Consider the following 12,931-nt stretch of genomic DNA (forward strand, 5'->3'; position numbering starts at 1 on the left):
TCTCCATTGATCGTGTCGATCGTCTTTCCGTCGGATGTTTCGAATGGCGTAGCCAGAGGCAGGTTCTGCCTGGGCACCGGCACCGGTTTTTCGCGTTATTTCTTGAAATAGAGGTCGATATAGTCCTGCATCTTGGCGCGCATGAACCGGCTCGATTCATCCGCCCTGTCTTCCCAGGCGAAGACGCAGGAGGTCATGATGCCGTCGAAACCGATTTCAGCGAGCGTGCCGAAGAAGTCGTCCCATGGCACTTCGCCCTGACCGATATTCAGGTGCTGGTGCACCCTTGCCTGTGTACCGGGCGGGTTGAGAATGTAGCGGAGCCCAGAACTTGCCCTGTGGTTGAAGGTGTCGCCCACATGCACATGGGCCAGCACGTCCTTGGCTTCCCGAAGCATCGCCTTGGTATCGTCGCCGAAATAGAAGGTGTGTGGCGCGCAATAGAGGAATTTGACGTTCCTGGAGTTGACCGTGCGGATGATATCAAGCGCCGGCTGCAGCGTTTCGCACCAGTCTTCCGGATGCGGCTCGACATGCAGGCTGATGTTCTCGCGCTCGAAGATCGGTACCAGCTCTTCCATCGAGCGCCACCATGCATCCTCGCAGGCCTCGATCATCGAACCCGTATGGCAGCAATAACATGAGCCCTTGTCGGGATGCGGTCCACGGCCGAACTCCGAGTTCATCGTGTCGACCTCAAGTTCGATTGCGATCTCGATAGCGCGTTTCCAGTGTTTGACCGCTGCCTGCCGCTCGGTTTCATCATTGGAGGCCCAGCGATACATTGGCAGCAGCGCGGCGATGCCGACATCGGCCTCTTTCAAAGCCTTCTTGAAGGACCTGATACGTTCGGGAAACACGCGCGGCGCCTTGAACCATTCGAGGAAATCGGCACGCGGGCTGAGTTCGATCCAGTCGTAACCGAGCTCCTTAACTTTGGCGGGCAGCTCATCGAGGCTGGTGAAACGGTGCATGTGGGGGTCGATGGCGATTTTCATCGATCTTGATCCTTCTTATGTCTCGACTGGATGGCGAGGGCGGATGGCCGCAAAGGCAATGGACGCCATCACAAGCGACGCGGTTCGTATCGCGAAAGATTTCCTGAAAAATGCCATTGCTTCCTCCCCGCCCATCCTCCCGATGGGCCTGAATGACAGGCCGATTTATATCTTTCATTTTCGCGGAAATGGAATTTATATTTCATTTGGCGTTGCATTTCGTATCATTTCATGTCATTCATCAATGATACGATTGAGGGCGCCATGAATCGACCCACCATTGCCGATCTTGCGAGAGCCGCGGGCGTCAGCATCTCCACTGTCAACCGGCTGCTGCACGGTTCGAGCGCCGTACGTCAGGATACGATCGATCAGATTCTCAAGGCGGCGCAGGAGATCGGGTTTTATGGTCTGGGCACCATCAAGGACCGAAGGCGCGAGGCCTTGCCACATTACAGGCTGGGCTTCCTGCTGCAGCAATCCCACCGGCCGCTTTACCGCCTTTGGGGAGAAGGGATCGTCGCTGCCGCACATCAGAGGCTGGAAAGCGTCATCGAGCCGGACGTGGTTTTTGAGGACGATCTTTCACCGGAGGCCGTTTCCGCCAATCTCCTGAAGATGGGGCAGTCCTGCAACGCAATTGCGGTTGTGACTGCCGATCACCCGCTGGTGAGCCAGGCCATTGATGAGTTGCGGAGCAAAGGTGTTCCCGTGGTGACCTATGTGTCCGATCTGTCAGCGGCGAGCCGGGCGGGTTTTGTCGGAACCGACAGCTGGAAACGCGGCCGGACGGCCGCTTGGTTCCTCAGTCAGACCGTGAAAGGCGAGGGAGTGGTCGTGCCCCTGATCGGCAGCAACCGTTATCAGTGCCAGGATGTTTCAGATGCTAGTTTTCGCTCCTACATGCGCGAGAACACGCCGGAACTGCAGGTAGCGGAAACACTGCTGACCCATGAAGAGCCGGAAAATGCCTATGCCGTCATTCGGGACATCATTGCTGCCGAACCAGGGCTCAGGGGGGTATATGTCAATGGCGGCGGCATATCGGGCGTCTTGCGGGCGCTCAGGGAGCTGCCTGCGGAGAAACAGCGCGGCATAAAGATCGTCTGCAACGATATCGGCCCGGAAACGCGCAAGGGCTTGAATGAGGGGCTGATTACCGCTTCGCTGCCACTGCCCCTCGACAGGATGCCGCAACAATTGATCGACGTGATGTTGCGGCGCATCGAGAACGCGGATTCGTCTTCCGTCGAACAGCGGATCGTACCCTTTGAAATCCTGACGCCGGAAAGCATCTGGACATGATCGCAGGGTGACGGGAATTCAAAATCCCCGAACCGCGTGAAATTACCGATTGGAAAAGCCACTCCACACAAAGACCGGTGGTGCGCGCGCCTGTTACGATAAGTGGTGAAGAATGGCAGCGGTTGGTGGCACGGTGCGAGAACGCGGACGCTTTTCGTAGTCGGCTTTTTATGGGCAACCATGCTTACCGCAGAACCGAAGAGAGAAACTCGCGGGTCCGCTCTTCTTTCGGCTCTCCAAAAATTTCCTCCGGCTTTCCCTGTTCGCAGATGCGCCCCTTGTCGAAGAAGCAGACCCTGTCCGATACCTCACGGGCAAAGCGCATTTCGTGGGTGACAAGCAGCATCGTCAGATCGTGCTCATGCGCGAGATCGCGGATGACGGAGAGCACTTCGCCCACCAGCTGCGGGTCCAGCGCCGAGGTCGGCTCATCGAAAAGCAATACACGCGGGCGCATGGCGAGCGAGCGGGCGATGGCGACACGCTGCTGTTGTCCGCCGGAAAGCTGAACCGGATAATGATCTTTCTTGTCCGCAAGCCCCACCATTTTCAATAGTTCGATCGCACGCGCCTCAGCCTCTCCACGGGCGATACCCAGAACACGCACCGGCGCCTCCACGATGTTGCGCAGCACGGTCATATGCGGAAAGAGATTGAAGCTCTGGAAAACCATGCCGACGTGGTTGCGGATCTGGCGCAGGTGTTTTTCCGAGGCCATGAAGGGGCCCTTGCCTCCCGGCTCATGATAGGACATGTCAGCCAGCGTCAGTTTTCCCTCCTGGAAGGGTTCGAGTGTCATGAGAATGCGCAGGACCGTCGACTTGCCGGAGCCGGAAGGGCCGATGAGGGTGACTTTTTCACCCTTCGCCACGCTGAAATTGAACTGGTCGAGCACCGTCAGAATGCCGAAGCGTTTCGTGACATCCGAAAATTCGATCAGTGGCTGATTGGTGGTGTTGGTCATCGCAAGGGTATTCCTGCTTTTGGGAGCGCCCTTTGCAGGCGGCTGAGGCCTGCCGAGCAGATTATGGTCAGAAGGAGGAAGATCAGGCCGACAAGCGTCAGCGGCACCAGATATTCAAAGGTGCGTTCGCCGATCATGTTGGCAAGCCCCATCATCTCGAGAACCGTGACGACTGATAGCACCGGCGTTTCCTTGATCATGGCAACGAGATAGTTGCCCATGGCTGGAACGATGCGCGGAATGGCCTGGGGAATGATGATATCGCGATAGGTTTGCATGCGCGTCAGGTTAAGCGCGGTCGCCGCTTCCCATTGGCCATGGTGTATCGCCTCTATGCCGCCGCGATAGACCTCGGAAGTATAGGCCGCATATTGCAGGCCGAGCGCCAGCGCGCCGGTCAGAAAAGCGGGCAAGACGATGCCGAAATCCGGAAGCACATAATAAAGAAAGAACAGCTGCACCAGAAGCGGCGTATCGCGCAGGAATTCGACCACCAGCGCGGTCGGCCAGGAAATCATCTTTACCCGGCTGCGGCGCAGCAGCGCAAAGACAAGTCCCAAAACCAGTGCGATGGCAAAACCGGCGGCGGCTGCCTTCAGCGTCACGGTCAGACCGATCAGGATGATGGGCAGGATGGAGGTCGTGTAGGTAAGCCAGGTGGTCGTGTCCCATTCGTAACCATACATCATGAGAAGATATCCTTACGAATGGCGCGTGCGCGGGAAGACATTGCCGCGCCGCACGAAGCGTTCGATCGCCCGGATGACGACCATCAGGATCAGCGACATCGCGAAGTAACAAAGCAGCGTGACCGAATAGATGCTGGCGCTGTCCAGCGTCAGGTTGCGGATCGACTGTGCCGCGAAGGTGAGATCGGCAATCGAGATCAACGAGACGAGCGAGGAAAGCTTTAGTGTCTCGATGGCCAGATTCCCGAAAGCCGGCATCATTTCGACGATCGCCTGTGGCAAGGAAATGCGAAAAAGCGTCTGCATGCGTGTGAAGTTCAGCGCGCGTGCGGCTTCCAGCTGTTGCACCGAGACGGAGGACAGCGCGCCGCGAACGATTTCCGCGCCGTAGCCGCCAGCATGGGCGGCAAGCACCAGCACCCCCGTCGTGACAGGATCGAAGCTCAACCCGACCAGCGGCAGGGCATAATAGAACCAGAATAGCTGCACCAGCAGCGAGGTGCCGCGAAACACTTCCGTATAACAGAGCGCGATTGCCGACAGGATGGGTCCGCCCTCGACGCGCAGAATGCCGAAGAAAAAAGCGAGTACGGTGCCGACGACAAGTGCTGCCACCGTAATCGTCATGGTGACGACGGCGCCTTGCCACAACATCGGCAGATAGGCAGTCATGTCCATCTGGAGTTTTCCCGAATTCCCGAGGAACGGCGCCCGGTTATGCCCGGACGCCGGCTGGCATTATTTGCCGGCGCAGAGATCGGCGACCTTCTTTTCGGCCGCTGCCGCGATACTCTGTTCGGAGAGACCGTATTTGGCGAGAATTTTCTTGTAGTCGTCGGTCTTGCGGAATTCGACCAGGGCAGCGTTGAAGGCGTCACGCAGCTCCTTGTCTTCCGGGCGGAAAGCGAAACCGCCGTAGTTGCGCACCGGCGCATCCTTCACGACCGGATCGGTGAAAGGCTTTACCTGCTCGACGTTCGCCTGACCCTTGGCGAGTTCCGAAACCGTCAGCTCCGTGGCCGCATAGGCGTCGGCGCGGCTCTGCACGGTTGGGATGGCGTCGGCATTGGCTGGGATGAAGACGATCTGTTCTTCCTTGACGCCAACGGCGCGCAGGAAGTCGACATTGTTCGCGCCCGACACGACGGCCACCTTCAATGAAGGGTCCTTTGCGATATCGGCATAGGTGGTCAGCTTTTTCGGATTACCTTTCTTCACCAGCAGGCCTTCGCCATAGGATGAGTTCGGCTCGGTGAAGGCCACCTGTTTGCAGCGCTCGGGCGAGATATTCTGTTCTGCGGCCGCAAAATCGAAGCGACGGGCCTTGAGGCCGGGGATCAGCGTGCCAAAGGGCGTCACCGTCCAGTTGACCTCTTCGATGCCCATCGATTTCAGAACCGCATTGGCCACATCCGGGCCGATGCCAGCGGAGGTGCCATCCGGCTGCATGTAGGAATAGGGCACTTCATTAGCCGTGGCGGCGCGAATGTAGCCCTGGCTTTTGACTTCTTCGACGGTGAGCGCGCTGGCTGACGTCACGCCGATGGTAAGGGCGAGGGCGGAAAGGCCGGCGAATTTGGTGATCTTCATGTTCTAACTCCTCTGGTTGGGTTGCGTGGTCCGTTTTCGGATCTCACGGTGTTCTGGTGGCTAGGTATTCTCCGTGACCGTGGCGATGACGGAAAGGCAGTCTCCAGCCTTGATGAGGCCGGGTACGTGGCGCGCGGCAAGCAGCCCTGACATGGAGGCGCGGTAATCGACCGGTGCGAGGCCGGTTTTCCCGATGGGATAAACCCGTGCGATTGTCTCACCAACCGTGACCGCGTCTCCCAGATCGCGGACAAAGGCGACGAGACCGTCGTCTTCGGCAAAGGTGAAGCAGTCGCTGGAGGGCATATCCAGCCAACGGCTTGGCGCGGCAACGGGCGAACCGGCCAATATGCCTGCATGTCGCAGCAGATTGATGGTGCCCCTGCGGGCGATATCGATCGATTTCGCGCTCGCCGTGCCGGCGCCGCCGAGTTCGGTGGTGACAAAGACCTTGCCCATTTCCTCGACGGTCGTGTCCAGCATGCCGACGGCGTCGATTTCCAGCATCTTCATCGAATAGGGGGCAGCAAAAGCGGCCACGGCATCAAAGCAACGGCTTTCCTGAGTTTTGTCGGGCAATTCGTGAGCCGCTGCATAGGGCAGGAAATCAAGCGTCCTGCCGCCGGAATGAAAATCGAGAACGATATCCGCGAGCGGTATCAGATGACGGGTGACGTAGTCGGCAATCTTCTCCGTCACGGTACCGTCAGGGCGACCGGGGAAGCTGCGGTTGAGGTTTCCCCGGTCGATGGGTGAGGTGCGTGTACCTGCGCGAAAGGCCGGGTAGTTGAGCGCTGGGACAATGATGATGCGGCCTTTCACTTCGGCCGGCTCGAGCCTCTGGGCGAGTTCGAAAAGCGCCGCCGGCCCCTCATACTCATCGCCGTGATTGGCGCCGGTCAAAAGGGCGGTCGGCCCCTCACCATTGGCGATAACGCAGATCGGGATCATCACCGAGCCCCAGGCACTGTCATCGCGGCTGTAGGGCAGCCGCAGATGACCGTGTTGCACGCCCCTGGCGTCAAAATCGACGGAGGGCGTGATCGGGGAGGGGCGAAGCGCGGTCTTCAGCATCGTCTCAGCCCTTCACGAAGAGTTGCCGCGGTACATTGGAAAGGCATTCGACACCGGTGTCGGTAATCGCGATGCTCTCGGTGATTTCGAGCCCCATGTCCTCCAGCCACAGGCCGGTCATGAAATGGAACGTCATGCCGGGTTTCAGCTCCGTGCGGTCGCCGGGGCGAAGGCTCATGGTCCGCTCGCCCCAATCAGGCGGATAAGAAAGTCCGATCGGATAGCCGGTGCGGTTGTCCTTGATGATCCCGTATTTCTTCAGCACGGCAAAAAAGGCATTGGCGATGTCTTCGCAGGTATTGCCGGGCTTGGCTGCGGAAAGACCGGCCTCCATGCCCTCGAGCGTTGCTTTCTCTGCGTCAAGGAATGCCTTTGTCGGTTTGCCGAGAAAGACCGTGCGTGACAGCGGGCAATGATAACGACGGTACGCGCCGGCGATTTCGAAGAAGGTACCTTCGCCTGAGCGCATCGGCTTGTCGTCCCAGGTCAGGTGCGGCGCGGAGGCGTCGGCACCGGAAGGAAGTAGCGGCACAATGGCGGGGTAATCGCCGCCGAATTCTGCGGTGCCACGAATGCCGGCATCGTATATCTCTGCCACGAGATCGCACTTGCGCATGCCCGGTTCAACGACGTCAACGATACGCTTATGCATCAGTTCGACGATCTTGCCGGCCTTGCGCATATAGTCGAGTTCGGTTGGGCTTTTGACAGCGCGCTGCCAGTTCACGAGGCCGGCGGCGTCCTTGAAACGTGCGTTTGGCAGATGTTTGTTCAGCGATGCGAAGGCTGCTGCCGAGAAATAATAATTGTCCATTTCGACACCGACCGTCAGGCCTGACCAGCCCCGTTCCTCGATGATCTGCGACAACAGGTCCATCGGGTGCCGTTCGGTCGATTGAACATAGTGATCGGGATAGCCGATGATATTTTCATGGGCGAGGTACGCCGTGCGCCTGGCGCCATTGGCATCCTGTTTGCGGCCATACCAGATCGGCTCGCCATCCGGCGGCACGAGCACAGATTGGTGGACGTAGAAGGACCAGCCGTCATAACCCGTCAGCCAATGCATGTTGGACGGGTCGGTGACGACAAGCAGGTCGATACCGGCACTTTCCATGGCTTTCCGGGTTTTAGCCAGGCGCGCGGCATATTCCTCGCGCGTAAAGTTCAGCGTTACACTCACGCTGCGTCTCCCATTTTTACGCTGTTTTCGATGATCTGGCCGCTGCCTGCGTCTTTGGCGCGGGCAAAGGCGAGATTGGCGATGGCTGTGTCCTGCACGCCGGTGCCGGTCAGATCGGCAAAGGTGATGTCTTCGTTCGAGAGGCGGCCCTGTGACTTGCCGGCAATCACCTCTCCAAGCTCGGCGAAGGACTGATCCCGCTCGACGTAACCCGCGGCAATCGCGTGATGCAATTCGCCGAGAATGCGTGTCTGCGTAAGCCTGTCCGCGACATAGCGCACTCTGGCGAATACGGCCGGATCGATCTCGTTCTTGTGTTCGGCATCCGATCCCATCGCGGTCAGATGCTGGCCTTGTTCCAGCCAGTCGGCGCGCAGGATTGGCTTTTCGGCCGGTGTCGTGGTGACGATGATGTCAGCGTTTCGCACCGCTGCCTGTGGATCAGCCACTGCGGAAACTTCGATGCCGTGTTCCCTGGCAAAATCGTTTGCGAGCTTCTCAGCCTTGTCATGGTTTCGTGCCCAGATCCGCGCAGCTTTAATCGACCGCACCAGCGTCAAAGCCTCGAGCTGCAGACGCGCCTGCATGCCCGCCCCGAAAATCGTTGCGACGGACGCGTCCTTTCGTGCCATGTGCCGCGCCGCAACTGCACCGGCCGCAGCGGTGCGCACATCGGTAAGATAACCGTTGTCGAGAAGCAGGGCCTCCACCAGCCCGGTCCTCGCGCTGAAGAGGATCATCAGGCCATTGAGGCTCGGTAGCCCAAGCGTCGGATTGTCGAAGAAGCCGGGGCTGACCTTGATGGCAAAGCCGTCGAAACCCGGCACATAGGCAGTCTTCACATCCACTTCGCCGCGAAACTCGGGAATATCGAGCCGGAGGATCGGCGGCATGGCGACAGCTTTGGTGGCAAGGGCGCCAAAGGCCTGCTCGACACAGTCGACCGCGGAAAGGTCGAGCTTAACGACGGCGCGCAGGTCTTTTTCGGTGAGGATGGTGATGCGGCTCATGCGGCTCCCCCGTCGATGATGGTCTTGTGGAGCGCCGGATCGATGTTTCCGCCCGATACGATGATCGCGGTCGGGCCGCTGATGTTGACCTTGCCCGACAGGACGGCAGCGAAGGCAACGGCGCCCGCGCCTTCCACCCTCAGGCCTTCCTCGTGCGCCGCATGGCGGATGCCTGCTGCGATCTCGTCTTCGGAAACCAGCACGATGTCATCAAGCAATGCCTGGCAAAGTGCAAAGGTCACACGGTTCGCCAGTCCAATCCCGCCGCCGAGCGAATCCGCCAGCGTTTCTTCCTCCTGGACCGAGACGGGGCGACCGGCTTTAACCGACGCATGCATGGCCGCACCCCGCTCCATGGAAATACCGACGACCCGCGCCCTCGGCTTCAACGCTTTCACCGCAACGGCGATACCGCCCGCGAGACCGCCGCCCGAGAGAGGAACGAGAATTGTCGCCAGTTCAGGCATGTCCTCGACAACCTCGAGACCAATCGTGCCTTGGCCCGCCACGACGTCGCTATGATCGAACGGAGGTATAGGGGTCAGGCCATGGCTTCTGGTCAGGCGCTCCACTTCCTCCTGCGCGTCATCCTGTGATCTGCCGACGATCCGGATGTCGGCGCCAAGCGCGCGGATTGCCTCCACCTTGTTTGTCGGCACTAGCGCCGACATGCAGATGGTGGCGGGAATGCCGAGTTTGGCTGCAGCGTAGGCCACGGCCCGGCCATGATTGCCTGTCGAGGCGGTGACGAGGCCACGTTTGCGCGCCTCATCGTCAAGCGAGAATATGGCATTCATCGCGCCGCGCAGTTTGAAGGCGCCGATTGGTTGACGGCTTTCAAGCTTCAGATGAACGGGATGGCCACAGCGTTCGGACAGATTGTCCGAGCGGACCAGCGGGGTTCGCTCCACCTGTCCGGCAAGCCGCGCGGCCGCCTGCTCTATCGCGGCCAGCGAGACCGGAAGCGGGCTTTTTTCGGCGGATATGGACAGGTTTTCGCTCTTCATGATTGTCATGTTGTGAGCGAAGTAAAATCATGTCAATTATTATATTGTAATGATTCAATGATTTTCGGCTGATTGCCTCAGCCGATCGAGCCGATATCATAGACCGGGGGCAGTTGCTCGAAGGTCTGCCGTACGGTGTTTAAAGCCTTGGCCAGGCTTGCATGATTGAGGCGGCCGCCGAGGCATATGCGGATGCCGCCGCCATGGCCGGGTCCGGCAATGAATGGTTCTGATGGGGTTACCGCGACATTCTGGTTTGTCAGCGCACGTACAAGGCCGTCCTCAGTCCAGCGTGGCGGAACCTTCAGCCAGGCACAAAAGGACAGGGAGTGGGTCGAGGCGATATGGTGGCTCAATATGTCCGCGGCAATTTTCTGCCGCATGCGCGCTTCAGCGCGCTGGACGTCCAGCAGCCGCCTTGCGGTGCCGTTTTCTACCCAGCGCGTGGCGATTTCTGCCGTGAGATAGGTTCCACTCCAGCTCGATACACGCAGGATGGAGGCGGCGCGGATGGAATAGGCGGGTGGTACGACGAGATAACCAACGCGCAGCCCGGTCAGCACCGTCTTGGTGAAGCTGGTGACGAAAAAGCCCAGATCGGGCAGCATTTCAGTGATGGATGGCAAATCATCCTCGATGATCGGGCGATAAACTTCGTCTTCGATGACAAAGACGCCGTAGCGTTCGGCAATTGTCGCAATCTCCCGTCTGCGCTCCGCGCCCGATACATGCCCCGTGGGATTGTTGAGGGTGGGAATAAGCACCAGCGCCCTGACGCCGCCTGATGCACACGCGGCCTCCAGCGCGTCCGGTAAAACGCCCTCTTCATCGGTCGGCAGGCCCTTGAGACTGAAACCGAGAATGTTCGACAGGCCGATAATGCCGTGGTCCGTGAGGTTCTCGCAGAGAACCACGTCGTTCGATCGAATGATGCAGCTCAGGGCAAGGAAAATGCCGTGGGCTGCGCCGTTAGTGACGAGGATACGCTCCGCACCGGCGGTCACGCCCATCATGGTGAGCCAGGTTCGGGCGGTTTCGCGATGGCTGTCGAGGCCGGCCACCGGCCGGCAGGGGCGCATGAAACCCGAATTGTCACCATCGGCCAATTCACGAAGGATGGCGCGTGAGGCGTTTTCATGCTCGTCGAGATAGACGCCGCGGATAATGGAGAGATCGAGGACCTCAGTCGGGCTGTGGTCGAGCATCATGCGGCCCGCCCGTTCCGTCACCCGTGTCTTCACGAAGGTGCCTCGGCCGATCTCGCCGCTGAGATAGCCCAGCCGCTCGGCCTCCTTGTAGGAGAGGCTGACGGTCTGGACGGAAAGGCCGAGTTCACGGGCGAGGTCGCGATGGGTCGGCATGCGGTCCATTGGCTTCAGAACGCCGGCGTCGATATCGGCGATGATGCGTTCGGTCAGTGCCGAATGTTTCGTTTCGCCCTTCTGCTTGGCGAGAACTGGCCGCCATGCCACCGGTTTCGTTGCGGGAACCGGATCGAGGCTGAGCGGATTGGCTTGACGGCGCATGAAATTGTCTCGTTTTAGACGAAGATGATTTCATGACATTATGCACGGTTCGGTGAAAAGATGAAGCCTTATGCAGCGTAGATGACAATTGCATCCAAAACAGGCGCAATCGTCATCTCCCTGCTGTCCAGACGACCAGTTCCCCGTCCGGTAAAAGCCTGGCTGGTGATCAGATTTTTTCGCCAGCCTGGACCAGATCATCCATGACGCTGCGGACGGCGGCTTCGGCGATGGCGATGATCTCGTCCACCTCCGCCTTCGTCGTCACGAGCGGCGGTGCAAAGCCCAGAATATCGCCATGCGGCATGGCCCGCGCAATAAGGCCGCCATTGCGTGCTGCCTTCGAAACGCGTGCACCAACCGCAAGACCCGGTGCAAAACGTGTCTTCTTTTCCCGGTCCGCCACGAATTCGATGGCACCCATCAGGCCCACGCCACGCACCTCGCCGACGATTGGAAGCTGTGCGAACCTTGCCTTCAACTGCTCCTGAAAATAGTTGCCGACGGCCCGTGCATTGCCCGGCAGGTCTTCCTTTTCCACGATATCAAGCACGGCGTTTGCCGCAGCCGCACCGATGGGATGTCCGGAATAGGTATAGCCGTGCGAGAAGGCGCCGACGCGATCAGCGCCGTCCTCCATCACCTTGTAGACTTTCTCTCCTACGATCGCGCCGGAGAGCGGGAAATAGGCTGATGTCAGCCCTTTGGCGACGGTGATCAGATCCGGCTCGATGCCGTAATGTTGTGAGCCGAACATGGAGCCTGTACGCCCGAAGCCGGTAATCACCTCATCGGCGATCAACAGGACATCGTATTTTCTGAGAACATCCTGTATCGCCGACCAGTAGCCTTCCGGCGGCGGCGTGATACCCCCCGTGCCAAGCACCGGTTCAGCAATAAAGGCACCGATTGTGTCGGGGCCTTCGCGCAGAATGAGCTCTTCCAGTTCGTCGGCGCGCCGTTTTGAGAATTCCAGTTCGGTTTCACCGGCTTCAGCGCCCCAATAATGGTGGGGGACGCCGGTATGCAGCACGCCAGCGCGCGGCAGGTCCATGTGGTCATGATAAAAGCTCATGCCGGTCATGGAACCGGAAACGACGCTGCAGCCGTGATATCCCCGCTCGCGGGAAATGATCTTCTTCTTCTCCGGCTTGCCGCGCAGATTGTTGTAATACCAGACGAGCTTTGCCTGGGTCTCGTTGGCGTCCGAGCCGGACATGCCGTAAAACACCTTGCTCATCTTGCCGGGCGCCATCTTCACCAGCCGGTCGGACAGGATCGCCAGTTCATCCGTCGTGTGGGCGGCGTAGGAATGATAATAGGCGAGCCGATAGGCCTGACGGGAAATGGCTTCCGCCACCTCGGTGCGACCATAACCGACATTGACGCAATAAAGACCGGCAAAGCCATCGATCAACTGCTTGCCGTGGGCGTCCTGAATGCGGATGCCCTTGCCGGTTTCAACGATGGTCGGTTCCCCGAGCTTGCCGCTGGCGAAGTCTTTCAGCTGCGTGAAGGGGTGCAGAACCGCATTTCGATCCATTTCCGCGATATTTTTGATGTCGATGGTCATAGGCGGGTTCCT

General features: G+C 59.2%; 13 protein-coding genes. 2 read left to right on the forward strand and 11 right to left on the reverse strand.

Annotated features, from left to right (window positions below; translation table 11 throughout):
• Positions 1 to 95 precede the first annotated feature (95 nt).
• Entirely contained in the window at positions 96 to 998 is a 903-nt protein-coding gene (locus WA845_RS15175) for a sugar phosphate isomerase/epimerase family protein (protein WP_100911310.1), read from the reverse strand.
• Between WA845_RS15175 and WA845_RS15180 the strand changes: the two genes are divergently transcribed.
• Both WA845_RS15180 and WA845_RS15185 read left to right on the forward strand, forming a co-directional pair.
• Positions 985 to 1,266, forward strand: coding sequence for a hypothetical protein (locus tag WA845_RS15180; protein ID WP_125270979.1), 282 nt, complete (start codon positions 985 to 987; stop codon positions 1,264 to 1,266). The genes WA845_RS15175 and WA845_RS15180 overlap by 14 nt on opposite strands.
• Positions 1,263 to 2,303, forward strand: a complete 1,041-nt coding sequence (locus WA845_RS15185) for a LacI family DNA-binding transcriptional regulator (protein ID WP_004437443.1) — start codon at positions 1,263 to 1,265, stop codon at positions 2,301 to 2,303. The genes WA845_RS15180 and WA845_RS15185 overlap by 4 nt, the downstream gene beginning before the upstream one ends.
• A gap of 184 nt (positions 2,304 to 2,487) precedes the next feature.
• On the opposite strand, the gene ehuA is transcribed toward WA845_RS15185, so the two are convergent.
• From ehuA to WA845_RS15235, 10 genes are all read right to left on the reverse strand, one after another.
• On the reverse strand, positions 2,488 to 3,267 hold the full coding sequence (gene ehuA, locus WA845_RS15190; RefSeq protein ID WP_006699965.1) for an ectoine/hydroxyectoine ABC transporter ATP-binding protein EhuA: 780 nt from the start codon (positions 3,265 to 3,267) through the stop codon (positions 2,488 to 2,490).
• A complete protein-coding gene (ehuD, locus tag WA845_RS15195) occupies positions 3,264 to 3,956 on the reverse strand; it encodes an ectoine/hydroxyectoine ABC transporter permease subunit EhuD (RefSeq protein ID WP_022563363.1) in 693 nt (230 codons plus the stop codon). Before ehuD ends, ehuA begins: the two co-directional genes overlap by 4 nt.
• 12 nt (positions 3,957 to 3,968) lie before the next feature.
• Positions 3,969 to 4,634 (reverse strand): ectoine/hydroxyectoine ABC transporter permease subunit EhuC, encoded by a 666-nt coding sequence (gene ehuC / locus WA845_RS15200; protein ID WP_112555293.1) that lies wholly within the window; start codon positions 4,632 to 4,634, stop codon positions 3,969 to 3,971.
• Positions 4,635 to 4,694: 60 nt separating this feature from the next.
• On the reverse strand, positions 4,695 to 5,546 hold the full coding sequence (ehuB, locus tag WA845_RS15205; protein ID WP_004437452.1) for an ectoine/hydroxyectoine ABC transporter substrate-binding protein EhuB: 852 nt from the start codon (positions 5,544 to 5,546) through the stop codon (positions 4,695 to 4,697).
• 60 nt (positions 5,547 to 5,606) lie between these two features.
• Positions 5,607 to 6,620 carry a N(2)-acetyl-L-2,4-diaminobutanoate deacetylase DoeB gene (gene doeB / locus WA845_RS15210; protein WP_112555295.1) on the reverse strand — a complete coding sequence of 338 codons (1,014 nt, stop codon included), beginning with the start codon at positions 6,618 to 6,620 and terminating at the stop codon, positions 5,607 to 5,609.
• Between the two features lie 4 nt (positions 6,621 to 6,624).
• Positions 6,625 to 7,803, reverse strand: a complete 1,179-nt coding sequence (gene doeA / locus WA845_RS15215; RefSeq protein WP_112555297.1) for an ectoine hydrolase DoeA — start codon at positions 7,801 to 7,803, stop codon at positions 6,625 to 6,627.
• Entirely contained in the window at positions 7,800 to 8,813 is a 1,014-nt protein-coding gene (gene eutC, locus WA845_RS15220) for an ectoine utilization protein EutC (RefSeq protein ID WP_112555299.1), read from the reverse strand. Before eutC ends, doeA begins: the two co-directional genes overlap by 4 nt.
• Positions 8,810 to 9,829, reverse strand: coding sequence for a hydroxyectoine utilization dehydratase EutB (eutB, locus tag WA845_RS15225; protein ID WP_162719223.1), 1,020 nt, complete (start codon positions 9,827 to 9,829; stop codon positions 8,810 to 8,812). Before eutB ends, eutC begins: the two co-directional genes overlap by 4 nt.
• 68 nt (positions 9,830 to 9,897) lie before the next feature.
• Complete coding sequence (gene ehuR, locus WA845_RS15230; RefSeq protein ID WP_108081752.1) at positions 9,898 to 11,346, reverse strand: MocR-like ectoine utilization transcription factor EhuR; 1,449 nt, start codon at positions 11,344 to 11,346, stop codon at positions 9,898 to 9,900.
• A 169-nt stretch (positions 11,347 to 11,515) separates the two neighbouring features.
• Positions 11,516 to 12,919, reverse strand: a complete 1,404-nt coding sequence (locus WA845_RS15235; RefSeq protein ID WP_112416528.1) for an aspartate aminotransferase family protein — start codon at positions 12,917 to 12,919, stop codon at positions 11,516 to 11,518.
• Positions 12,920 to 12,931: the final 12 nt, after the last annotated feature.

Origin of the sequence: Agrobacterium sp. CMT1, assembly GCF_037203725.1 — a bacterium.
Lineage (GTDB): Bacteria > Pseudomonadota > Alphaproteobacteria > Rhizobiales > Rhizobiaceae > Agrobacterium > Agrobacterium pusense.

What these genes read in the sequence shown, in the direction of transcription:
- doeB (WP_112555295.1), bottom strand. Translation starts at nt 6,620, where the DNA reads ATGCTGAAGACCGCGCTTCGCCCCTCCCCGATCACGCCCTCCGTCGAT.
- ehuR (WP_108081752.1), bottom strand. Translation starts at nt 11,346, where the DNA reads ATGCGCCGTCAAGCCAATCCGCTCAGCCTCGATCCGGTTCCCGCAACG.
- ehuA (WP_006699965.1), bottom strand. Translation starts at nt 3,267, where the DNA reads ATGACCAACACCACCAATCAGCCACTGATCGAATTTTCGGATGTCACG.
- WA845_RS15185 (WP_004437443.1), top strand. Translation starts at nt 1,263, where the DNA reads ATGAATCGACCCACCATTGCCGATCTTGCGAGAGCCGCGGGCGTCAGC.
- WA845_RS15235 (WP_112416528.1), bottom strand. Translation starts at nt 12,919, where the DNA reads ATGACCATCGACATCAAAAATATCGCGGAAATGGATCGAAATGCGGTT.
- eutB (WP_162719223.1), bottom strand. Translation starts at nt 9,829, where the DNA reads ATGACAATCATGAAGAGCGAAAACCTGTCCATATCCGCCGAAAAAAGC.
- ehuB (WP_004437452.1), bottom strand. Translation starts at nt 5,546, where the DNA reads ATGAAGATCACCAAATTCGCCGGCCTTTCCGCCCTCGCCCTTACCATC.
- eutC (WP_112555299.1), bottom strand. Translation starts at nt 8,813, where the DNA reads ATGAGCCGCATCACCATCCTCACCGAAAAAGACCTGCGCGCCGTCGTT.
- WA845_RS15175 (WP_100911310.1), bottom strand. Translation starts at nt 998, where the DNA reads ATGAAAATCGCCATCGACCCCCACATGCACCGTTTCACCAGCCTCGAT.
- ehuC (WP_112555293.1), bottom strand. Translation starts at nt 4,634, where the DNA reads ATGGACATGACTGCCTATCTGCCGATGTTGTGGCAAGGCGCCGTCGTC.
- ehuD (WP_022563363.1), bottom strand. Translation starts at nt 3,956, where the DNA reads ATGATGTATGGTTACGAATGGGACACGACCACCTGGCTTACCTACACG.
- WA845_RS15180 (WP_125270979.1), top strand. Translation starts at nt 985, where the DNA reads ATGGCGATTTTCATCGATCTTGATCCTTCTTATGTCTCGACTGGATGG.